The organism is Chryseobacterium sp. Leaf180 (assembly GCF_001424585.1).
Taxonomy (GTDB): Bacteria; Bacteroidota; Bacteroidia; order Flavobacteriales; family Weeksellaceae; genus Chryseobacterium.
Genome location: NZ_LMPJ01000001.1, coordinates 472,440 through 494,211 on the forward strand (window position 1 = coordinate 472,440; position 21,772 = coordinate 494,211).

The 21,772-nt window shown below is 39.1% G+C and carries 20 protein-coding genes; 6 read left to right on the top strand and 14 right to left on the bottom strand.

Translation table 11 applies throughout. The features are described from left to right. The first annotated feature begins 6 nt into the window (after positions 1-6). From ASG01_RS02125 to ASG01_RS02140, 4 genes are all read left to right on the top strand, one after another. Complete coding sequence (locus ASG01_RS02125; RefSeq protein ID WP_055859228.1) at positions 7-1,776, top strand: acyl-CoA dehydrogenase family protein; 1,770 nt, start codon at positions 7-9, stop codon at positions 1,774-1,776. 138 nt (positions 1,777-1,914) lie between these two features. Beyond that, positions 1,915-2,691 carry a hypothetical protein gene (locus ASG01_RS02130; protein ID WP_055859230.1) on the top strand — a complete coding sequence of 259 codons (777 nt, stop codon included), beginning with the start codon at positions 1,915-1,917 and terminating at the stop codon, positions 2,689-2,691. Positions 2,692-2,800: 109 nt separating this feature from the next. After that, positions 2,801-3,094: a hypothetical protein gene (locus ASG01_RS02135; protein ID WP_055859233.1), complete on the top strand. Its 294-nt coding sequence runs from the start codon at positions 2,801-2,803 to the stop codon at positions 3,092-3,094. Between the two features lie 83 nt (positions 3,095-3,177). Next, complete coding sequence (locus ASG01_RS02140) at positions 3,178-3,624, top strand: phosphohydrolase (protein ID WP_055859235.1); 447 nt, start codon at positions 3,178-3,180, stop codon at positions 3,622-3,624. Here ASG01_RS02140 and ASG01_RS02145 read toward each other — a convergent pair. Together ASG01_RS02145 and ASG01_RS02150 are read right to left on the bottom strand one after the other, a co-directional pair. Then, entirely contained in the window at positions 3,621-4,337 is a 717-nt protein-coding gene (locus ASG01_RS02145) for a DUF2490 domain-containing protein (RefSeq protein ID WP_055859238.1), read from the bottom strand. The two genes, ASG01_RS02140 and ASG01_RS02145, sit on opposite strands and share 4 nt — an antisense overlap. A gap of 50 nt (positions 4,338-4,387) precedes the next feature. After that, positions 4,388-6,196, bottom strand: a complete 1,809-nt coding sequence (locus ASG01_RS02150) for a TonB-dependent receptor plug domain-containing protein (RefSeq protein WP_055859240.1) — start codon at positions 6,194-6,196, stop codon at positions 4,388-4,390. Between the two features lie 369 nt (positions 6,197-6,565). Here ASG01_RS02150 and uvrA point away from each other — a divergent pair, with 369 nt between their 5' ends. After that, positions 6,566-9,352, top strand: a complete 2,787-nt coding sequence (gene uvrA, locus ASG01_RS02160; protein ID WP_055859246.1) for an excinuclease ABC subunit UvrA — start codon at positions 6,566-6,568, stop codon at positions 9,350-9,352. Between the two features lie 331 nt (positions 9,353-9,683). On the opposite strand, the gene ASG01_RS02165 is transcribed toward uvrA, so the two are convergent. Both ASG01_RS02165 and ASG01_RS02170 read right to left on the bottom strand, forming a co-directional pair. Continuing rightward, positions 9,684-10,046, bottom strand: a complete 363-nt coding sequence (locus ASG01_RS02165; protein WP_055859248.1) for a glyoxalase — start codon at positions 10,044-10,046, stop codon at positions 9,684-9,686. Positions 10,047-10,109: 63 nt separating this feature from the next. Continuing rightward, positions 10,110-11,165: a M28 family metallopeptidase gene (locus ASG01_RS02170; protein ID WP_055859250.1), complete on the bottom strand. Its 1,056-nt coding sequence runs from the start codon at positions 11,163-11,165 to the stop codon at positions 10,110-10,112. 85 nt (positions 11,166-11,250) lie between these two features. On the opposite strand from ASG01_RS02170, the gene ASG01_RS02175 reads away from it, so the two are divergent. Further along, positions 11,251-12,390 (top strand): aminotransferase class I/II-fold pyridoxal phosphate-dependent enzyme, encoded by a 1,140-nt coding sequence (locus tag ASG01_RS02175; protein WP_055859252.1) that lies wholly within the window; start codon positions 11,251-11,253, stop codon positions 12,388-12,390. Between the two features lie 45 nt (positions 12,391-12,435). Here the strand turns inward: ASG01_RS02175 and ASG01_RS02180 are convergent, their stop codons facing one another. From ASG01_RS02180 to ASG01_RS02225, 10 genes are all read right to left on the bottom strand, one after another. Beyond that, complete coding sequence (locus ASG01_RS02180) at positions 12,436-12,630, bottom strand: hypothetical protein (protein WP_055859255.1); 195 nt, start codon at positions 12,628-12,630, stop codon at positions 12,436-12,438. 10 nt (positions 12,631-12,640) lie between these two features. After that, entirely contained in the window at positions 12,641-15,364 is a 2,724-nt protein-coding gene (locus ASG01_RS02185; RefSeq protein WP_055859258.1) for a sodium-translocating pyrophosphatase, read from the bottom strand. A gap of 152 nt (positions 15,365-15,516) precedes the next feature. Beyond that, positions 15,517-16,128 (bottom strand): inorganic pyrophosphatase, encoded by a 612-nt coding sequence (locus ASG01_RS02190; protein ID WP_055859261.1) that lies wholly within the window; start codon positions 16,126-16,128, stop codon positions 15,517-15,519. A 21-nt stretch (positions 16,129-16,149) separates the two neighbouring features. Continuing rightward, on the bottom strand, positions 16,150-16,665 hold the full coding sequence (locus tag ASG01_RS02195) for a hypothetical protein (RefSeq protein ID WP_055859264.1): 516 nt from the start codon (positions 16,663-16,665) through the stop codon (positions 16,150-16,152). Positions 16,666-16,698: 33 nt separating this feature from the next. Then, entirely contained in the window at positions 16,699-17,631 is a 933-nt protein-coding gene (locus ASG01_RS02200; RefSeq protein WP_055859267.1) for a phytanoyl-CoA dioxygenase family protein, read from the bottom strand. Between the two features lie 53 nt (positions 17,632-17,684). Beyond that, the gene (locus tag ASG01_RS02205) at positions 17,685-18,587 is read right to left on the bottom strand and encodes a hypothetical protein (RefSeq protein WP_055859269.1); all 903 of its coding nucleotides are present in this window, start codon (positions 18,585-18,587) and stop codon (positions 17,685-17,687) included. Next, a complete protein-coding gene (radC, locus tag ASG01_RS02210) occupies positions 18,584-19,261 on the bottom strand; it encodes a RadC family protein (RefSeq protein WP_055859274.1) in 678 nt (225 codons plus the stop codon). The genes ASG01_RS02205 and radC overlap by 4 nt, the downstream gene beginning before the upstream one ends. A 24-nt stretch (positions 19,262-19,285) precedes the next feature. Beyond that, on the bottom strand, positions 19,286-19,861 hold the full coding sequence (locus ASG01_RS02215) for a murein L,D-transpeptidase catalytic domain-containing protein (protein ID WP_055859276.1): 576 nt from the start codon (positions 19,859-19,861) through the stop codon (positions 19,286-19,288). Between the two features lie 6 nt (positions 19,862-19,867). Beyond that, positions 19,868-20,536: an ABC transporter ATP-binding protein gene (locus ASG01_RS02220; RefSeq protein ID WP_055859279.1), complete on the bottom strand. Its 669-nt coding sequence runs from the start codon at positions 20,534-20,536 to the stop codon at positions 19,868-19,870. 78 nt (positions 20,537-20,614) lie between these two features. Then, a complete protein-coding gene (locus tag ASG01_RS02225; RefSeq protein ID WP_238584493.1) occupies positions 20,615-21,772 on the bottom strand; it encodes a sensor histidine kinase in 1,158 nt (385 codons plus the stop codon).

Genomic DNA, 21,772 nt, shown 5'->3' on the forward strand with positions numbered 1-21,772 from the left:
ACAGTTATGAACAATATATTAAAGGGCGGCGAATTCCTCATTAAAGAAGTCGTTGCAAATGAAGTTTTCACGTTAGAAGAGCTTTCTGAGGAGCAAAAAATGCTGAGAGATTCGGCGAAAGAATTTATCGACCGCGATGTGATTCCACAAAATCCACAGTTTGAAAAGAAAAACTACGCACTGACAGAAGAGAAAATGCGTCAGCTTGGTGAAATGGGACTTTTGGGTGTTGCCGTTCCTGAAGAATATGGCGGACTCGGAATGGGCTTTGTCAATACCATGCTCGCCTGCGATTACTGTTCGGGTGCAAACGGTTCTTTAGCAACCGCTTACGGCGCACACACAGGAATTGGAACACTTCCGATTTTACTTTACGGAACCGAAGAACAGAAGCAGAAATATCTTCCGGATTTAGCGACAGGAACCAAATTTGGCGCATATTGCCTTACAGAACCTGATGCCGGATCGGATGCCAACTCTGGGAAAACCAGAGCCAAACTTTCTGCAGACGGATCACATTATGTGATCAACGGACAGAAAATGTGGATTTCGAACGCCGGTTTTGCTGAAATATTTATCGTTTTTGCAAAAATTGAAGACGATAAAAATATTACCGGATTTATCGTTGAAAAGAGCAAAACTGAAGGTCTAAGTTTCGGTGAAGAAGAGCATAAACTGGGCATACGCTCCTCTTCTACCCGTCAGGTTTTCTTTAATGATATGAAAGTTCCCGCAGAAAATCTTTTAGGAGAGAGAAATAACGGTTTTAAAATCGCTTTGAACGCTTTGAACGTGGGAAGAATTAAACTGGCCGCAGCAAATCTTGACGGACAGAGAAGAATCTTGAATCATTCTATTCAGTATTCAAACGAGAGAAAGCAGTTTGGTGTTTCAATCTCAACTTTCGGGGCGATCAGAAAGAAAATTGCAGAAATGGCAACGGGAGTTTTCGTTTCGGAAGCAGGATCTTACCGTGCTGCAAAAAATGTGGAAGATAAAATTGCAGAACTTACCGCTGGCGGAATGACTCATCAGGAAGCCGAACTGAAAGGTGTTGAAGAATTTGCGGTAGAAGCTTCTATTCTGAAAGTTTTTGTTTCCGATCTTACGCAACACACTGCAGATGAAGGTCTTCAGGTGTATGGTGGAATGGGATTTTCGGAAGAAATGCCTATGGAAGCTGCGTGGAGAGATGCCAGAATCGGCAGAATCTATGAAGGAACCAACGAGATCAACCGTCTGCTTTCTGTAGGAATGTTAATTAAAAGAGCCATGAAAGGTGAGCTCGACCTGCTTTCTCCTGCGATGGCAATCAGCAAAGAACTGATGGGAATTCCATCTTTTGAAGTTCCGGATTATTCTGAATTCATGAGTGAGGAAAAAACCATTATTGCCAATCTGAAAAAAGTATTTCTGATGGTTGCCGGTGCTGCGCTTCAAAAATACATGATGGATATTGAGAAACAACAGCATTTACTGTTAAATGCTTCGGAAATTTTAAATCAGATTTATATGGCTGAATCTGCTATTCTCAGAGCCGAGAAAAGTTTTGCACCGGATTCTGCAGAATCGGCGATGGCTCAGCTCTTCCTTTACAAAGCTGTTGAAAAGACGATTGCTGCCGCTAAAGAAGGCATTATTTCTTTCGCTGAAGGTGATGAGCAACGCATGATGCTTTCCGGTTTGAGAAGATTTACAAAGTATACCAATCATCCGAATGTTGTCGCTTTAACGGAAAAAATTGCTGCACATTATATTTCAAAAGGTCATTATTAAGAGACTTTTTTAAAAACAAAATATTTAAAAACGCTCCGGGAAATCGGGGCGTTTTGTATTAATAAGTATTTTCTGAAGATATATAATTCAGTTTTATTTAATTTTGAAAAATAATAATTTTGAAGTCAAATTTTAAAAATGATGAAGATCTATTTTTTTTGTGCGCTGCTCACTTTGAATTTTATGTACAGCCAAAACAATACAACCAGTTTTGGGATGAAAGATCCGACAGTAGATGAAAAAATGTATGGAAACGCAGAACCTTATGAGCAGGCAGACCAGGTCCCGGAATTTAAAGGCGATATCAATAATTTTCGCACATCTTTAATCAATAATCTGGATGTTAAAAAATTTAATAAAGCAGAAAAGAAATTTGAAACAGATCTGAATTTTATTATCGAAAAAGATGGAACGGTAAGTTCTATAGAAGCGAAAGGCAGAGATAAAGCCTTTAATCTGGCTGTAGAAAGTGCTTTCAGGAAAATGAAATCTGAATGGAAAAGTGCGAAATATTCACACTGGCAGGTACGGTATCATGTGAGTGTCCCCATTTTTTATGCGCAACAAACTTCTGTTACGGATAAGAATCTGGCAAACTCCTTTTTCGGGGTAAGAAAAGTAAATACATCACAGATTTTTCAGCACGTGGAACAAGCGGCAGAATATTCCCGAGGCTTGCAGAATTTCAAAAAAATCATTCAAGAAAAAATTAAAGAAATTCCTAATGTCTATCCTTTTACAATGAAATTTGTAATTGAAAGAGACGGAACATGCACCGATCTTAAGATTTTCGGGAAAGACGAAAACAAAAGTGAAAAGATTAAAAGAGCAATTTTGCCCATTAAAGAAGTGTGGTCGCCAGCAAAAATAGAAGGTCAAACCGTACGGTCACAGTACGCGATCGTTTTCGAATAATTTCGAAGGCAACTTACTGCTCTGTACGTCATTTTCTATTTAAATTTAAGATAAATTTACCATACTACTTCATCAGGTGAAATATAATTTTTACATTTAAAAAAAAATTATGAAGATTTTGATTATTTCTTTTACGTTTATTTCGGCAATTTCTTCAGCGCAGATTTCAAAGCCTTTACCTGATTCTTCTAAAACAAAATCTAAAAATCTTTCCCTGCTGTATAATAAACCGTTATTAGAAAAAGAGGAAGATCTGACGCTGAAAATGTACAAGATGCCCAATGTAAAACCGAGCGACACCTCTTTGTATTCTAAGCTATACATTTTGGAACGTAGAATTAAAATGTATGATATGCCGAATACTTTCAAAAAGAATTCAGAGAAAAAAGAATCATCCAAATAAACATTAAACTTCTGTAAATTTTGACAGAATACCCAATGTAATTCCGCTTCATTATTTATTTTTGCAGTCTACTTTAATAGACCATGACCAAAGAAGAACTGCTGCACTCCGCCATAAAAATCGCCAATAAAGCCCACCGAGGCCAGAAAGACAAATACCACGCGCCGTATATTGCGCACGTAATGCGCGTGATGGAATATGGTAAAACTTTTGATGAGAAAATAGTTGGCATTCTACACGATGTGGTAGAAGATAATCCTGAAAATTTCAGTTTTGAATATTTGAGAAATGAAGGTTTTCCTGAAAATATTCTTTTTGCGGTAAAATGTCTGACCAAATTCGACTCAGAAGAAAATTATGATGATTTCATAAGACGTACAGAAAGGTCTCCACTTGCCGTGGCTGTAAAACTTAATGATCTTCGTGACAACATGGATCTGCGTCGTGTAAACCGGGATTTAACTTCAAAAGACATCGTGCGCTTCAACAAATATCTGAAAGCATACCGCTATCTTTCTGAAAAGTATTAATCGGCGCCGGGAAAGTGAAAAAACCTTTGGTTTTCTGTCGTTCCGTCGATGTTTATATTCAACGATAAATAAACAAAATGCACGTTTCGGTTTCCTTTTGCTTCAAACTCGCGTTGCCAGAGATAACCTGTCGCCAAACCAAAATTGTCATCGACCTGATAACCAAATCCGCCATAAACACGGTTTCTCGCAAAGGTTGGTTTCTGAGGTGAAACAAGAAATATTTCGTCGTAAACATTGGCGAAAAGTGTTCCTTTTTCAATTTTTTTGGCATTTAGCGGCACCGAGATATTTAAGCGGTAACGGTATCTCCACCTTTCTGAATCCTTGTTTTTCTGAGGTTCGTGGAAAAACGATTTCTCAGCGCGGAAACGGTTTTCAAATTTGACGGTTCCTTTTTTAAAATCGATCACATCCTGCAGCCAGACACGGAATTCTTCTTTATCAATAAGTCTGTTTTTGTACGTTGCATACCGACCCAAACCAATAAACGGTTTGTGATTTTTGGTGAGTATATATCCTAAACCACCTTTAATCTCATAATAATCCGGATAGGAATAATCTTCAATTCCACGCATCTGACCTTCCGCATAAAGGAAAAAATTGGGATGAAACTTGTACGTGACCGTAAGCGCATTAAAATTAGAGATGTGCTCCTGTGCCGAAAAGAAAACCGACATCCATACAAACGCAAAACCCGCAAAAAGTTTCATTTAAAAATTTTTGCAAAATTAACAGATTTAATATTTGGGTAATGTTAAGTTTACTTAATATTAATATTGTACGAAAAACCGACGTGAAACCACCTTTTCGGCATCGGCACACCAAAGTTTTCGGTATAATCGGTATTCGTTACATTATTTATTAAGGCATATAAAGAAAAATCTTTTTTATTGAAACTTATTTTTTCATCAAGCAAATGATAGCTTCCCAAATTGATTCTCTCATTGTAACGGTAAACAATTTCGTTGCTGAAATTCGTCAGGAAAGTTGTAGTTAATTTTGCCACAAACTGATGTTTCAGATTATCCAAAACATAGCGCGAATTCAAATTTTTTAGATCTTTAAATTTGTTATCGAGATATGTATAGCCGAGTGTGTAACGAAGCCACGACGAAGCCTGATGAGCAATCTCCGCTTCAAAACCTTTGATTTCTGTATCGCCGACATTCTGTGCAAACCAAATCGGATCCTGCAAAGAATTTTTCACGAAATCAATCGCATTGGTTGAACTTCTATAGAAAACACCGGCTTTTCCGAGGAAAATTTTATTTTGAAACTGATAGCCTGCTTCTGCATAAACGGCACTTTCAGGGATTAAATTTGGATTTCCCTGTTCTGTTTTGCTGGTGTAATACAACTCGGTAAACGTCGGAACTCGATGTACTTTCGAAACGTTTCCGTATATTTTGTTGTTATTTAAAAATTTGTAACCGATATCAATTCCAGGATAAAAGAAGTTTCCGTTGGTAGAATAATTTGCCCAAGAAGCGCCAGGTGTTACATCTACCTTATCATCAAAAAAAGAAAAATGATGTTCGAGGAAAACCTGCGTCACAAAACGTTCGCGCTGTCCCAGATTATTACTCGCCAGAAATTCTTTCCTAAGTTCGACACCAAGGCCGGTCGTCCCCAGTTTTGAATCATAAGATGAATTAATTTCGCCACCAACGTTATTTCCGATGTGCATATTGCGGTAGATTTCGGGCTTACTTCGGTTAAAAAGATATAGATCCTGCCCTCTTCGCCAGTAAGCATTTGAATTAATTTTAAATTTACCAAAACTTTGCTGATGGGCGACACTTACAATCGAAGCCTGAAGTTCTTCATACTGATCGGCAGCTGCTGGTGAGGAATAAAAACCGTTCGCTCCGAATTTTTTTTCTGAAAAACCTGCCTGCATTCTCAGACTGCCATTATTGATTTTTAACTGATTCTGATAAAAAATATTACGAATTTCAAAATCGGTATTGTATCGGTAGCCTTCGGAAGTGTTGGAATTTGCCTGAAATGTATTCGAGAATTTTTCGTTTCCGATATTTGCATTTAAACCAAAACCAAAAGTCTTGTAATCGCCGCCATTGGCACTTATTTTCACTTTTTTACCGATCTGCGTTTTGGTAATAATGTTGATAACGCCTGCGTACGCATTTTGCCCGAAACGTCTTGCAGCGGGACCTTTTACTATTTCAATACGTTCAACATCATCTAGATCAACAGGGATATTTAAAGAATTATGTCCGGTTTGCGAATCATTCATTCTGATTCCGTTGATGAGAAGCAAGACCTGTTCAAATGAACTTCCGCGAAAACCAACATCACTCTGAACGCCGTTTGCGCCTCTCCTGCGGATATCCATCCCGGGAATCTGCTGCAGAATTTCATCGATGCTCGCTGCAGGAGAATTTTTAATGTCTTCTTTTGTGATAATTGAAATATTTTGGCTTGCGTTTTTGTAAGTCGTAGAGAAAAATTTAGACTGAATCTGAACAGAATCAATATCAGAAATTTTCTGAGCAAAAATCTGTACGGAAGCCGTAAGCGCAAAAGCAGCGATAATTTGAAATCTCATAGTATGGGATTGGTTTTTGTGGTACCAAAAGTAAAAGTCTTGATTGTAAAAACCTATGTGATAAATGTCATAATAAAAAAGCATTACGAAGCTCGCAATGCTTTTTCTTCTTACCTTTTTCTCATCAAATATGCAATAAAATGTCTGAATAGAGCGATCATAATTATTACGTATTTGTGGTACAATTTTACTGATTATTTTTAAACCGCACAATACAAAATTCAAAAAACAGTGTATTATATTTTATTTTTTCTGTAATGTATACAGTCAAAATGTAAAAAATCACCTTGCTTCTTTTCGATAATTTTTAAAATATCAGTACGCGTCTTCTCAGCTTAAAACCGTATTTTTGTTAGTCTTAATTTTACCATGGCAATACCGAAAGAAATAGATATAAAAAAGGAGGTTTTCGTAAAAAACGCACACCTTAACAACCTGAAAAACATTGATGTACTCATCCCGAAAAATAAATTAATCGTCATCACAGGTGTTTCCGGTAGCGGAAAATCGTCGCTGGCTTTTGATACAATTTATGCGGAGGGACAGCGCAGATATGTGGAAAGTCTCAGCTCGTACGCGCGACAGTTTCTCGGCAAACTCGAGAAGCCAAAAGTGGATGACATCAAAGGTCTGGCGCCTTCAATCGCTATTCAGCAGAAAGTAATTTCATCAAATCCGCGTTCTACGGTTGGAACTTCAACGGAAATTTACGACTACATGAAGCTTCTTTTTGCAAGAATCGGAAGAACGTATTCTCCGGTTTCTGGTGACGAAGTGAAGAAAGATTCGGTTTCTGATGTGATTGATTATATCAAATCTTCCAAAAAAGACGTGCCTTTTTTGCTGACTGCACCCTATGATTATGAAGCAGAAAATTTTACCGAAAATTTGAATGTTTTAAAACTTGCCGGTTTTACAAGACTCGAAGTTAACGGAAATGTCGCAGGAATAGAAGATCTGGAAAGCTTCGGTTTCACTCCGGAAAAAGGAATGGTCATCAATCTTGTGATCGACCGTTTTTCTTACGAAGAAGACGAAAGTTTCCTTCAGCGTTTGGCAGACTCCATTCAGATGGCATTTTACGAAGGTCGTGGTTACTGCACATTAAAAAATACAGAAAGCGGCGACACAAGAGAATTTTCGAATAAATTTGAACTAGACGGCATGGAATTTATCGAGCCGAATGTACATTTTTTCAGTTTTAATAATCCTTTTGGAGCGTGCCCGAGCTGTGAAGGCTACGGAAAAGTAATTGGCATTGACGAAGATCTAGTAATTCCAAATAAAACGCTTTCGGTTTTTGAAGACGCGATCGCTTCATGGCGTGGCGAATCGATGAGTGAATGGAAAAAAAATTTCATCAAAAAAGCTAAAGATTTCCCGATTCATAAGCCTTATCATCAGTTAACCAAAGAACAGAAAAACTATCTCTGGAAAGGCGACGGCAGCAAATCTTTTCCTTCTGTAAATAATTTCTTCAGCATGCTGGAGGAAAATTTATACAAAATACAGTATCGTGTGATGCTATCCAGATATCGCGGGAAAACGCTTTGTCCGGTTTGTGAAGGTTTGCGTTTGCGCGAAGAAACATCCTGGGTAAAAATCGACGGACACAATATTCAGTCGATGATTGATCTTCCTTTGGACGAACTTCATCCGCTGGTTTCAGATTTAACGCTTTCAGATCACGATAAAGAAATTGCCAAGAGATTGCTTTATGAGATCACTACCCGAATTGAATTTTTGCTGAAAGTCGGTTTGGGATATCTTACGCTTAACCGTACTTCCAATACACTTTCCGGCGGAGAAAGTCAGCGCATTAATTTGGCTACGAGTTTGGGAAGTTCACTTGTCGGCTCCATTTATATTCTGGACGAACCTTCGATTGGTCTGCATTCCAGAGATACAGAAAATCTTATTTTGGTGTTAAAAAATCTCCGTGATCTTGGCAATACCGTGATTGTTGTAGAGCATGACGAAGATGTGATGAGAGCGGCAGATTATATCATCGATATTGGTCCGGAAGCAGGTTATTTAGGTGGTGAACTGGTTTTCGCCGGCGATTTTAAACAGCTGAAAAATGCCGATACGCTCACTTCAAAATATCTTACCGGAAGACTGGAGATCAAGGTACCGGAGAAAAGACGAAAAAGCAAAGAGAAAATTCAGATAAAAGGTGCACGGCAGAATAACCTCAAGAATATTGATGTTGATATTCCTCTGGAAAGTTTGGTCGTTATTTCCGGAGTTTCTGGAAGTGGTAAATCTACTTTAATGAAAGAAATTCTGACGAATGATATTCAGATTCAGCTCGGAATGGGTGGCAAAAAAGGCGATTACGACAGCGTAGAATTTCCGAAAAAACTCATTAAAAACATTGAACTGATCGACCAGAACCCGATCGGAAAATCCTCACGGTCGAATCCTGTAACGTATCTGAAAGCCTACGACGATATCCGCGATCTTTTTTCTAAACAGAAAAGCGCAAAACTGATGGGTTATAAGCCGAAACATTTCTCCTTCAACGTAGATGGCGGCCGTTGCGACGAATGCAAAGGTGAAGGTGTAATCAATGTTTCGATGCAGTTTATGGCTGATATAGAGCTTGAATGTGAGGTTTGCAAAGGCACACGTTTTAAAAATGAAATCCTCGATGTAAAATTCGACGAAAAAAATATTTCTGATATTCTGAAAATGACTGTTGACGAAGCTTTACAGTTTTTCAGAGAGAATAAAGAAGATAAAATCGCAACAAAACTGACGCCTTTACAGGAAGTTGGTTTGGGCTATCTGCAGCTTGGCCAAAGCTCCTCCACCCTTTCTGGTGGTGAGGCACAGCGTGTAAAACTGGCATCATTTCTCGTAAAAGGTGTAACAACGGACAAAACCCTTTTTGTTTTTGATGAACCATCGACAGGTCTTCATTTTCATGATATTCAAAAATTATTAAAATCGCTGCAGGCTTTAATTGAGCTTGGTCATTCAGTGATCGTGATCGAGCATCAGCCAGATATTATGAAATCTGCCGATTACATTATTGATATTGGCCCGGAAGCAGGAAAATATGGCGGTGAAATTGTTTTCGCGGGAACTCCGGAAGATCTGGCAAAAAATAAAAAATCGCATACTGCGAAATATATTGCTGAGAAACTGTAAAAGACTTTGCTGTTTGAATTAAAATGAACTAATCATTAATTTTATTTCGCAACGTAAATATGAGATATTTTTTTTGCTAACTTTACTGAAGTAAAAGATAAAATGAAACCAAAAATTGCGTTTTTCTATTCAGAATCAGCAATTAAATTTGAGATAAAATTTAAGCACAGCATCGTCGGCTGTGCTTTTTTGTTGTTGTCTAACTAAAAAATGAGATGTATTTATCTACTGGATCCGCTTCTAAAGAGCGGATTCTTTCGCTTTAACTTCTTAAGAAACGTTGTTTGTAAATATTTACAGCGAGATTTAAAATAACTTTACAATCTCTTTATTAGAAAAATTCTCCAAAATGCCAGAGAATTCCGGACGGATCATGAAGAAAGCATTCCTTGCCCCAATCCATAGTTTTTACAGGAACTAATTTTACGTTTTTATATTTTAACGGAAGATTAAGAGATAAAAGTTCCGCATAAAAAGCATCTGTATCTTCCACTTCGACAAAAATCATGGTATTATCGACCCAGTCTTTTGCATAATAATCCTGTAAATAAAATGCAGTTTCATCCTTTTTAAACACAGAAAGATTTGGTGCAATCACAAATTCTTCAAAACCTACATCTCTGTAAAATTCTCTGCTTTCATCAAAGTTTTTTGAACCGATAAACGGCCGGATTGATTTAATTTTCGTTTTCATAAGTTTAGATAAAGTAAAAACCTACAAGAATGATCTCGTAGGTTTTTTGATTATTCACTGTTTTTATTTTCTGTCAACAACAATTCTTGTATCGCGGTTGGCAATTTCCCAGGCCGTTGCAAAAACTAGTTGTGCGCGTTTCTGCAAAAGCGGAAAGTCAATTTTATCAACATCATCGGTTGGCTTGTGATAATCTTCGTGAATTCCGTCGAAGAAAAACGCCACCGGAATGTTGTTTTTCGCAAAATTATAATGATCCGAACGGTAATAAAGTCGCTGAGGATCTTTAGGATCGTCGTATTTATAATTAAGCTCAAGATTTACGGTGCGCTTGTTGGCGGTCTCGTTGATCACTTTTAATTCTGAACTCAGCATTTCAGATCCGATTACATAAACATACTGTTTGCCGCGGTTTTCAGGATCATCGCGCCCGATCATATCGATATTTAAATCTACCACAGTATTGGCCAGCGGAAAAACCGGATTGTCAGAATAATATTCAGAACCAAACAAACCATGCTCCTCGCCGGTTACATGAAGAAAAAGAACCGAACGCTTCGGTCCGTTGCCGGCTTTCTTAGCATTGTTAAAAGCTTTCGCTAATTCCATTACCGCAACAGTTCCGCTTCCATCGTCGTCTGCACCGTTGTATACCACGCCTTTTTGCACGCCAACATGATCATAATGCGCCGAAATCACGATCACTTCATCCGGTTTTTCAGAACCTTCGATGAAGGCTAAAATATTTTCAGAATCCGGAAGATTTCTCCCGCCGCGCTTCGCCATATAATCTGCAGGAACTTTTTGATAATACGATCCTAAAGCTTTAGGATACGAAATTCCCAGATTTTTATAATAATTGGTCATGTAAACACCGGCTTTTTTCTGGCCTTCGCTGCCCGTGTCTCTTCCCTGCATATCATCTGCAGCGATTACCGTGAGGTTTTTCTTGAGATCATCTAAGCTGATCGAATTGTACGCTTCAACAAATGCTTTGGTGCCGGACACTTTTCCGGGAGGAGTCTGCGCGGTAGAACCTGTATTTCCGGAAGCCATCTTGCTGCTTCCACAACTTGCCAAAAGCATTACGGACAGCGCCGGAATGATGATTTTTTTCATTGTCTATTATTTATTCTTAAAAATAGCAAAATTATGCGGTCTGTAAAAGCGAAATCATTTTTTCTATATATTTACCAAAACACTTATGAAGAACAACGGCCTGTTTCAGGATTATACTTTCTTTACCGAGATGTCTGAACTGGCAAAACAGCACGGAAGTTATGATCTCTCCCTTGGTTTGCCCGACTTTCCTGTGGATCCGAGACTGAAGGAATTTCTGCGGGAATCTGTTGATCATGTTTCTCATGGCTACGAATCGCTGGCGGGAAATCCTTTTCTTATCGGCCAGATTATTTCCTTTAATGCAAAACGTGAAAACCCGATTCATTTAAAGGAAAACGAAGTTTCTGTAGTACCATGCTCCACTTTTGCGCTCTATACTTCATTAAAATCGATTTTGAATCCTGGCGATGAAGTGATCATCATTCAGCCTGCGTATTATACGTATGCACCTTCAGTTTCGTTGAACGGTGGTGTGCCTGTTTTTTATGATCTGGAAGATGACTTTTCTATTGATTTTGATAAACTTAAACGTTCTGTAAACGAGAAAACAAGAGCTGTTATCGTGAATTCTCCCCACAATCCTACGGGAAAGATATGGCGTAAAGAAGACTGGGAGAACTTATATCATGCAATAAAAGACCACGATATTTATTTGATTTCAGAAGAAATCTATGACATCTACTGCTACGGCGAAAACCGGCATTACAGCCCATTTCTTCATCCTGAACTCAAAAAACGAACGTTTTCTATTTTTTCTTTCGGCAAAATGTTTCATGCGACTGGCTGGAAAGTCAGTTATTTGATTTCTTCACCCGAACTCCTGGAGAATTTCAGGTTTTATCAGCAATATATTTCTTTCAGCTCAAACGGTCCGTGCCAACACGCGGTCGCGAAATATCTTGCAGTTTTTGATGAAAATGAAAACCGCATTTTGATGGAAAACAAAAGGAATCTTTTTTTAGATGTAATGAAAGAAACGCCTTTGCAAACAGATCACATCTGTGAAGGCGCATTTTTTCAGACAGTAAACTTCCGTGAGATTTCTAAAGATAAAACCGATGTAGAGTTTGCCAAATGGCTGACGGTTGAGATGAAAGTTTCGTGTTTGCCGCTTTCAGCGTTTATTCATTCAAAACAAAATTCAGATTACATCCGTTTCAGTTTTGCCAAGAGAGACGAACTTATCTACGACGCGCTGAATCATCTTCGGAAAAATCTGTAGCCAGAGCGGGAAAGTTCCACGCAGTAGTGCGGCAAGGTTTCTCTTTCACGAGAAAGTCTCCTGCAGGCTGCAGTAAGGTTTCTCCTTAACGAGAAAGTCTGTCGCACGCGTGTAAGAAGGTTTCTCTTTCGTGAGAAAGTCTGTTGCACGGCTGCATGAAGCTTTCCCGAAAACATGATCAACTTTTACTTTTAAAAACAAAAAAAGCCACTGCAGAAATTCTACAGTGGCTTTTATCAAACTAAATGATTTAGAGACTCAAAACGCGAACGTCTATTCTGCGGTTTTGTGCGTTGCAGGCTTCACTTTCTGCGTCATCACAAATCGGATACTGTGACCCGTAACCTTCCGCTTCGATGCGGTCACCGGAAATACCAAGTTCCAGGAGTTTCAGTTTGGCAGTCTGTGCACGGAGATTCGAAAGACTCATATTGGTTTCTTCGTTTCCTGTGCTGTCTGTGTAGCCGCCAAGCTTCACTTTCACCGTTGGATACGCATTCATAATTTCCGCAAGATTCGTCAGTGCGGCATCAGATCCAGGCTTTATATCTGCAGAACCTGTCTGGAAATATAAATTTTCGAGCGTGTACCAGGCTTTTGGATCAAGAAGCTGTTGGTTTTTATTCTTTAATGCGCTCACCAGAGAATTCAACTGACTTTGGTTGCCGATCATTATTTTTCTTCCGCCTTCCAAACTCACCTCCTGCGGTGTTCCTGTATTATAAACAAAATCTCCCTCTTCATTAATTTCGCCTGTGATCACAGGCATGGCCGCTGCATTTTCCGGCGCCACGGTTCCGTTCAGCATCTGTCCGCCGGTAAGGCTCGCAATTTTTGCCTGGCGGTTGGCGTCAATTTTATCTTTGTGCATCACAGCCAGCGTTGGTGCGATAACAAGTGAGACAATCGACATTAATTTTATTAAAATATTCATTGAAGGACCTGAAGTATCTTTAAACGGATCGCCCACTGTATCTCCGGTAATAGATGCTTTGTGCGGCTCAGAACCTTTATAATAAATTTCTCCGTTAATTTTTGCCCCTTTTTCAAATGATTTTTTTGCATTATCCCAGGCACCACCTGCATTGTTCTGGAACATTCCCATTAAAACTCCGCAAACTGTAGCTCCGGCGAGAAAGCCTCCCAATACTTCAGGCCCGAAAATAAATCCTATCAACAGCGGTGAAACAATGGCAATCGCTCCCGGCAGCATCATCTTTTTAATGGAAGCATCGGTAGAGATTGCTACACATTTCTGATATTCCGGCTGGGCTTTGCCTTCCAAAATCCCCGGAATCTCTCTGAACTGTCTTCTCACTTCTTCTACCATCGCCATGGCAGCCTGCCCCACTGCGGTGATTGCCAGCGACGAAAATATAAACGGAATCATTCCGCCCACGAATAGTCCGGCAAGAACATCGGCACGATAAATATCTATTCCGTCGATCCCTGCAATTCCTACGAAAGCGGCGAAAAGTGCCAGCGCTGTAAGTGCTGCTGAAGCGATCGCAAAACCTTTTCCTGTAGCGGCAGTGGTGTTTCCGACAGCATCAAGAATATCTGTTTTCTCGCGCACTTCTTTTGGCAGTTCACTCATTTCGGCAATTCCTCCGGCGTTATCTGCTATCGGACCAAAGGCATCAATCGCGAGCTGCATTGCTGTGGTTGCCATCATCCCTGCAGCAGCAATCGCGACACCATACAATCCGGCGCACAGATATGAACCGTAAATTCCGCCTGCAAGAACGATAATCGGAAGAAAAGTAGATTCCATCCCGACAGAAAGTCCGCCGATAATATTTGTTGCGTGACCGGTAGAAGACTGCCGCACAATACTTGAAACCGGTCTTTTGCCCATGGCAGTATAATATTCTGTAATTACACTCATCAAAGTTCCGACAACGAGACCCACGATGATGGCGCCGTAGACACCCATTTTCGTAAATTCATAGCCTCTTAAAACCATTTTTTCAGGTAAGAGATAGGTAACCAAAAAGTATGAAGCGATTGCAGTAATTACGATGCTTCCCCAGTTTCCAAGGTTTAAAGCATTCTGAACATTGGAAGTAGAAGCATCTTCGCTGTCATTGATTTTCACGAATAAAGTTCCGATCATTGAGAAGATTATTCCGGTTCCTGCGATGAGCATCGGCAACAAAATCGGAGCAAAACCACCAAAAGAATCCTCAGACATGGTTTCCCGTCCTAAAACCATTGTTGCCAAAACAGTTGCTACATAAGATCCGAAAAGGTCAGCTCCCATTCCTGCAACGTCTCCCACGTTATCTCCCACATTATCAGCAATGGTTGCAGGGTTTCTCGGATCATCTTCCGGAATACCGGCTTCGACTTTTCCTACCAGATCGGCGCCTACATCAGCGGCTTTCGTATAAATTCCCCCGCCAACTCTTGCAAACAGTGCAATGGATTCCGCACCGAGAGAAAATCCTGTAAGGATTTCAATCGTACGCTCCATTTCCTCTGAATTAACAGCAGCATCGGGCGCAAAAATCTGTTTTATGATAATAAATAGAGAACCAAGACCAAGCACGGCAAGTCCTGCAACGCCCATTCCCATTACCGATCCGCCGGCAAAAGAAACTTTTAAAGCCTTGCTTAATGATGTTTTTGCAGCCTGAGCTGTTCTTACATTTGCTTTGGTTGCGATCTTCATCCCAATAAATCCGGCAAGTGCAGAAAAAACAGCACCAATAATAAATGCGATACTGATCGTCCAGTGCGAATTGGCATTTGTGGAACCCATTACTGCCAGTAAAATAGCGACAATCACAACGAAATACATCATTATTTTGTATTCTGCCTTCAGAAAAGCCATCGCACCGTCTGAGATGTGACCGGCGATGATTTTCATTTTGTCGTCACCGGCATTTTGCTTGGTTACCCAATTGCTTTGCAGAAATGTGTACAGCAAAGCCAACACGCCGAAGATCGGCACTAAGAGAAATAGATTCATAGTTTAATATTTTTAATAATTTGTTAACTAAATATACATATTAATTTCAGTAATCTGAAAAAATATTGACTGCCGCAATGTGTATGCCATCAGATACAAAAAAAAGCAGATGAAAAATTCACCTGCTTTATATTTTAAACGGAAGTATGATCTTATCCTCCGTACTTTGTTTCGTAATCTTTTTTTGATGCTAAAATTACTTCTCTTGCATGCTCAGCGCCGTACACTTCGTGAATTCGGCATTTTGCAGGCTCATCCGGAAGGTTTTTATACGTCAGGAAATAATGCATGAGTCTTCTCACTTCCGCCTCCGGTAGCTCGAAAATATCTCTGAAATGTCCAAAAGCGTGATCGCTCACCATTACCGCAACAATTTTGTCATCAGCCTCACCGTCGTCGATCATTTTGAAGCCGCCGATTGGAATAGCTTCCATTAAAATTCCACCAGAATGAATATTGTGCGAGCTCAGAACACAGATATCCAAAGGATCGTGATCGCCCATCGTTACGTCTTCTGCACCACTTTCTACCGCCAAGCGCATCACTTCTTCGTTACAGTAAGTTCTCGGAACAAAACCGTACAGAGCAGGAATAATATTAGAAAATTTTTGCGGACGGTCAACTTTCAGATAACCGGTTTCTTTATCAATTTCGTATTTGATGGTATCAGAAGGAACGATTTCTACGAACACATTAACGACCTCTGGCGCATTGTCTCCGGCAGAGATTCCGTGCCAAGGATGTGCTTTAAAATTTGGAATCATTTATTTAGGTTTGTTTTAATTTTAAGATAAAAGAAGTGTTTCGCGACGCAGATCTTCAATAGTTGCAGCGATATAATCTTCACCGTTTACATAATTCATAATGAAGACCGTTTTAAAATCATCAAGATCAGAATTCTGTGAAAGATCTTCGTATGTTTTGTTTAAAAGCGCAACAACAGCATTTTTAGACTCTACAATATTCTGCCAGGAGTTTCTTGAAACATAAAGCTGCTGGGAAGAATTGTACTCAAACTCTTCACTGACCGTTTTTTCGGTAAGAAACAGAAATTCGTGTGGCGCAAGATTCTTATCAAACTTCTGCACAAGATTGGATGGCTTTATACGCTCCAGAAAAAGCGTCATCCTTTCATAAGAATGTGTACGGTTTTCACCGCTGCTCTGGCTGGCAAGAAGTTTGAGCTCTTTATTTTTGAGCTTGATGTATGAATATACAAACTGTCGCAGCAAAACCAGAAAAGGTATGGCGATAATCAGCGCGGCCGCGTACGGCAAATATGGAGTAAAACCTGTGAACATTACGGAGCGCAAAATTACCAAAATTTTATCAAACTACAACTCAAACAGTGCAGGTCTTTGCGAAACCTCGTGATAACAGATGCTGTTGGCGTCAAAATAATGGTAAACAAGACTTTTTCGGGTCCGCAATTTGTCCAAATGTGGCTCACCGCCATGAAGAATATTCGCATGCCAGATCAGAAGATCACCTTTTTTAGCTCTGAAAATTTCTTTTTTCAGACCCAGTTCCTGAACTTTCTTTTCTAAAAATTCTTCGTAGGCTTTATAACTTTTATCACCAATTTTTGCTGCTGAACCTTCATTATCATAATCTGAATTGAGGAAATACGGCAGTTTGTGACTTCCCGGAATGTAGTGTAATGCACCGTTTTCTTCATCCACGTCTTCCAAAGCGATCCAGACGCCAAGCAGTCCGCCAAGCGGATACGTCGTCATGTGAATGCTGTCAGAATGCGTTTTTTGCTGACTTCCGTTAATGAAATTAATGCTTTGAAATAGTTTCGCCTGACCATCCATTAAAACCGATAAAAACTCGAGAAGATTAGGATCGTCGCCAATTTTTTGCACCAGTTCAGAATGATGAATTACAAACATCAACTTACCGCCATACCGGAATTTTATGGTTCCGGCAGAAAGTAAATGGTCGATTTCTGTATTTATTTGATCGGCTGTTTCAGGTTTCAGATAATCTCTTAAGACCAGAAATCCTTTATCATCAAAGCTTTCCGCACTTTTCTGATTGTCTTCTGAAAGATTTCTAAAGAAATCGGTTTGCTGCAGTTTTTCAAAATTAAAAAGCCGTTTGTTTTCCGGCAAATGCTGAAAATCCTTGCTCGAAATACTTGAAAAATAACTTTTCTTCAAACCGAATTTTCTGAACAGCGGAATATTATGTTTCAGTTTTTTGTGCTGAAAAAAATTGTAAAGCGTGTAAGAAAGCTTGTAATTGCGGAGTATTTGTAGCATTTCAGAGGAAAATAATTGTATAAATTTAGATAAAAATCGGCTTAAGTGCACTTTCACAGATTTTTTTTCAGATGAAAAAGTCTGCTGATGATCTCTTTTTTGGAATAATATAAAACCGGATAAGGTCGCATCTCCGGACGGAATCCCCGAAAAAACTCTTCCACGTTCGGCAATTCGCTTCCTTCAAAATCAAAAATCTTACTTTCAATATTAGTTTTAATGGCATGGTCAATCAGTAAAGAGGCACCGGAAGTTTTTACAAAATTTTTATCATTGAAAGTCCCGAGAAGCGCAACTGTTGTTTGATCTTCGTAGAGCGCAATAATATTGATGATTTTTTGCTTCAGTAAAAAAGCTGAAAAATGCAGTAGTTTATTATCCGCCAATTCTTTGAAAAGTTTCATAAAAACACCATGAACATCAGTTTTGTGCGCACCTATAAAATGTTTGTCAATAAAAAATTCGGCTTCTTTAAAGCTGACATTTCTGATTTCAGAATTTTCTGCAGCTTCAGGATCAAGACGTAATTTTCTTTTTCTCTTTGGTGAATATTTTGCGTAAACTTTTTGATAATCTTCCTTAAAAATCAGATAATTCCTCTTAATCTTCAAATCACTTTTAAAATAATTTCTATCATTAAAATTATAAAGCCTAATAACATAATTTCCTTTAAAAAAGTTAAGGAAAAGTTCATTGATTTCTGCATTATCAACTACCGAAAAAATTCCGAGCTGCTGACAAAGCATAGGATTATGTACGATTTTTACGAAAGATTTTTTCACAAAAGGAACGGGCATTACCGCTTCATAATCTCTGTAAATCAACAAATCCCAGTTTTTCCCCGATGTGATGTCTAAAAACAATTTTGTAGCAGAATATTTCCGCTGCGCAGAATTTTCCAGACATCGGTTGTATTTTTCAAAATCAATATCGCAGTACTTTATTTTTTTAATCATAATAAACCTTCGTCTGCGAAACTCAGATAAGAATTTTGGGTTAAAATAAGATGATCAAGCAGCTGAATATTCATCAGATTTCCGGCGTCTTTAATTTTTCTGGTAATATTTATGTCTTCGCTGCTCGGCTTTAGATTTCCGGACGGATGATTGTGCGAAACAATAATTCCTGTCGCAAAGTGCTCAAGCGCAGTTTTAAACAAAATTCGAATGTCAACAATTGACTGATTGATGCCGCCTTGGGTCAGTTGTGCCGTATGAATTACTTTATTGCTTTGGTTAAGGAAAAGTGCCCAGAATTCTTCCGTACGAAGATCCTGCAAATGAAGTTTCAAAGCATCAAAAGCATCTTTGCTGGAAGAAATCTGTATCCGGTCCGGAACTTCCTGCGCAGCGCGGCGTCTTCCGATTTCCAATGCTGTCGCGATGCAAATGGCTTTCACTTCGCCTACACCTTTAAATTTGGTGAGCTCTTTTACGCCGAGCAAACTGAGCTGATGCCAGCTGTTTTCTACCGATGCCAGAATTTTTCTTGCCAGTTCCACGGCTGTTTCATCACGGCTGCCACTTCCCATAATGATCGCAAGCAATTCAGAATCTGAGAGTGAATTTTTTCCTTTCAGCATAAATTTTTCGCGCGGGCGGTCGTCTTCGGCAAGAAATTTTATCGACATGAGATTCAATTTTCAGTTTAAAAATCAGTAAAACGCATACAGCAGAATGTTATTTTTAGAATCATCTAAAATCTTTGCAGTCGCCAAAAAAGCTTTAGGAGAAAGCATGGGACAACCAAGACTTAAAGCCGAATGTGTTGAGGTTTCGAAATCATTTACACTTTTATACGGATGCAAAACGATCGCGCGTTCTCTTGCTTTGCTATTTGTTGCGCTTAAACCATCAAGGCGGTAAGATTTTCCAAAATTGCCCTCGTAGCTTTCACTTATTTTGTAGAAGCCGAGCGATGACTGATACGAATTTTCAGTATTTGAAAAACGCAGATTTTCGGAATTTTTGATCACTGAGCCGGAACCGTGCGAAACGGTTGCCTGCTGCAAAATTCTGTTATTCTTTAAATCGTAAACGAAATATCTGAATTTTCCTGAATGTATTTTAAAGTTGATAAAAACAGCAACATCTTGATTATAAACGCTATTTTGTAAAAATTCTCTCATTTCCTGCACCCTATTTTCCGGCAAAACATTTTTTGCAGACTGCGATTTTACATCACAACCAGTAAAAAGAAAACACAGAAAAATCAGCAGAAATTTTTTCATAAAATTTTACTCGATAATTAACCCATCTTTCATTACCAGTTTTCGGTCGGTAATCTCTGCGAGATTTGGGTTGTGCGTAACGATAACAAATGTCTGATTGTATTTATCTCTCAGGTCAAAAAAAAGTCGGTGAAGATCGTCGGCATTTTTCGAATCAAGATTTCCTGTCGGTTCGTCGGCATAAATAATTTTCGGTGAATTGATTAACGCCCGCGCGACCGCCACACGCTGCGCTTCACCGCCGGAAAGCTGATTGGGTTTGTGCTGGAGACGCTCTGCAATTTTCAAATCTTCAAATATTGATATGGCCTTTTCAGTCGCTTCTTTTTCGTTCGCACCTGCGATTTTTGTGGGAAGTAAAACATTTTCCAATGCCGTAAATTCTGGTAAAAGCTGATGAAACTGAAACACAAAACCAATATTCTGATTTCTGAACATCGAAATCTGACGGTCGCTCATATTGATAAAAGATTCACCGTTGAGTGTAATTTCGGTACCATTCTGTACAGGATTTGAAGGCGAATCGAGCGTTCCTAAAATCTGCAGCAAAGTAGATTTTCCCGCACCGGATTCCCCAACAATCGACACGACTTCACCGGTTTTTATGTGAAGATTTACGCCTTTCAATACTTCAAGATTTCCGTAAGATTTCCGTACGTTTACTGCTGTTATCATGTTTCAAAAGTAAGAATTTGTATTAAATAAATTTTAAATGAAAAGTAAAATTTGTGGCATCTTCTATTAATTATTAATTCAGACTTTGCGTATAAAAATCCGGAAGGTTGTTCCCTTACCGATGTCAGTTTGGGAAATTCTAATATCACCGTTATGATATTCCTGCACTACTCTTTTTGCCAGCGAAAGTCCTAACCCCCAACCTCTTTTCTTGGTGGAATAACCGGGTTTAAAAGCATTCTGGGCTTGAAATTTTGTCATTCCGCTACCGTTATCTTTTACTTCAACCAAAATATTTTTGTTGCGTTCAAAAACTGACATTTGCAGAGTTCCCTTTCCCTTCATCGCATCTACCGCATTTTTAACGAGATTTTCTATAACCCAGCTGATCAGAATTCTGTTGTGAGGAACCGAAATAATATAATTCGGCATCGTCAGACTGAAATCCACCTGTTTTGAGATGCGGGTTTTCAGGTAATCGTAATTTTCCTGAATGGTTTGGTTAAAATCCATATCATTAAGTTCGGGCACCGAGCCAATTTTCGAGAAACGCTCAGATATCGTACGAAGTCTTTCAATGTCTTTCTCAATCTCAATAACGCCGTCGGATTCCGGATTTTCAAGTTTCATAATTTCCATCCAGCCCATCATTGAAGACAAAGGCGTCCCGATCTGATGCGCGGTTTCCTTTGCCAGTCCGGCCCAAAGGTAGCCCTCGTCGGTCTTTTTTACGGTACGCAAAAACCAAAAAGAAAAAAGAAAGTAGGCCAGCACAAAAAGTCCCAGCAAGAATGGTGAATACTGAAGATTATTCAGTACTTTGGAGTTGTCGTAATAAACAAACTGATTGTTTCCATTTGAAAATTCAAGCTCAATAGGCGGATATTTTTTTGCCATTTTTTTTGCCAGCTGTACTATTTCTTCAGGATGATCCTGCACTTCCTGAGGTAAATTTTTAACCTCGATCAGCTGATCATTTTTATCTAAAATAATGACCGGAATAGTCGTATTTGAACTGTAAATCTGCAGAACCAGCGACTGAACTTCCAGACTAGGCGTGGTTACTTCCTGCTGAAATTTAATCGCGCTCACGAAAATATCGATCCTTTTTACTTCTTCTTTTCTCAGATAGTTCAGTAAAATCGCCGACGAAGCCACGAGCGCAATCACAACAACCGTCATGAGCATAAAAATAAACCAGTTATTCAACCGGGAAAGAATGGATCTTTTTTTCAA

What these genes read in the sequence shown, in the direction of transcription:
- ASG01_RS02205 (WP_055859269.1), bottom strand. Translation starts at nt 18,587, where the DNA reads ATGATTAAAAAAATAAAGTACTGCGATATTGATTTTGAAAAATACAAC.
- ASG01_RS02170 (WP_055859250.1), bottom strand. Translation starts at nt 11,165, where the DNA reads ATGAAAAAAATCATCATTCCGGCGCTGTCCGTAATGCTTTTGGCAAGT.
- ASG01_RS02220 (WP_055859279.1), bottom strand. Translation starts at nt 20,536, where the DNA reads ATGATAACAGCAGTAAACGTACGGAAATCTTACGGAAATCTTGAAGTA.
- ASG01_RS02165 (WP_055859248.1), bottom strand. Translation starts at nt 10,046, where the DNA reads ATGAAAACGAAAATTAAATCAATCCGGCCGTTTATCGGTTCAAAAAAC.
- ASG01_RS02135 (WP_055859233.1), top strand. Translation starts at nt 2,801, where the DNA reads ATGAAGATTTTGATTATTTCTTTTACGTTTATTTCGGCAATTTCTTCA.
- ASG01_RS02215 (WP_055859276.1), bottom strand. Translation starts at nt 19,861, where the DNA reads ATGAAAAAATTTCTGCTGATTTTTCTGTGTTTTCTTTTTACTGGTTGT.
- ASG01_RS02140 (WP_055859235.1), top strand. Translation starts at nt 3,178, where the DNA reads ATGACCAAAGAAGAACTGCTGCACTCCGCCATAAAAATCGCCAATAAA.
- ASG01_RS02125 (WP_055859228.1), top strand. Translation starts at nt 7, where the DNA reads ATGAACAATATATTAAAGGGCGGCGAATTCCTCATTAAAGAAGTCGTT.
- ASG01_RS02145 (WP_055859238.1), bottom strand. Translation starts at nt 4,337, where the DNA reads ATGAAACTTTTTGCGGGTTTTGCGTTTGTATGGATGTCGGTTTTCTTT.
- ASG01_RS02175 (WP_055859252.1), top strand. Translation starts at nt 11,251, where the DNA reads ATGAAGAACAACGGCCTGTTTCAGGATTATACTTTCTTTACCGAGATG.
- ASG01_RS02195 (WP_055859264.1), bottom strand. Translation starts at nt 16,665, where the DNA reads ATGTTCACAGGTTTTACTCCATATTTGCCGTACGCGGCCGCGCTGATT.
- ASG01_RS02200 (WP_055859267.1), bottom strand. Translation starts at nt 17,631, where the DNA reads ATGCTACAAATACTCCGCAATTACAAGCTTTCTTACACGCTTTACAAT.
- radC (WP_055859274.1), bottom strand. Translation starts at nt 19,261, where the DNA reads ATGTCGATAAAATTTCTTGCCGAAGACGACCGCCCGCGCGAAAAATTT.
- ASG01_RS02150 (WP_055859240.1), bottom strand. Translation starts at nt 6,196, where the DNA reads ATGAGATTTCAAATTATCGCTGCTTTTGCGCTTACGGCTTCCGTACAG.
- uvrA (WP_055859246.1), top strand. Translation starts at nt 6,566, where the DNA reads ATGGCAATACCGAAAGAAATAGATATAAAAAAGGAGGTTTTCGTAAAA.
- ASG01_RS02190 (WP_055859261.1), bottom strand. Translation starts at nt 16,128, where the DNA reads ATGATTCCAAATTTTAAAGCACATCCTTGGCACGGAATCTCTGCCGGA.
- ASG01_RS02130 (WP_055859230.1), top strand. Translation starts at nt 1,915, where the DNA reads ATGATGAAGATCTATTTTTTTTGTGCGCTGCTCACTTTGAATTTTATG.
- ASG01_RS02185 (WP_055859258.1), bottom strand. Translation starts at nt 15,364, where the DNA reads ATGAATCTATTTCTCTTAGTGCCGATCTTCGGCGTGTTGGCTTTGCTG.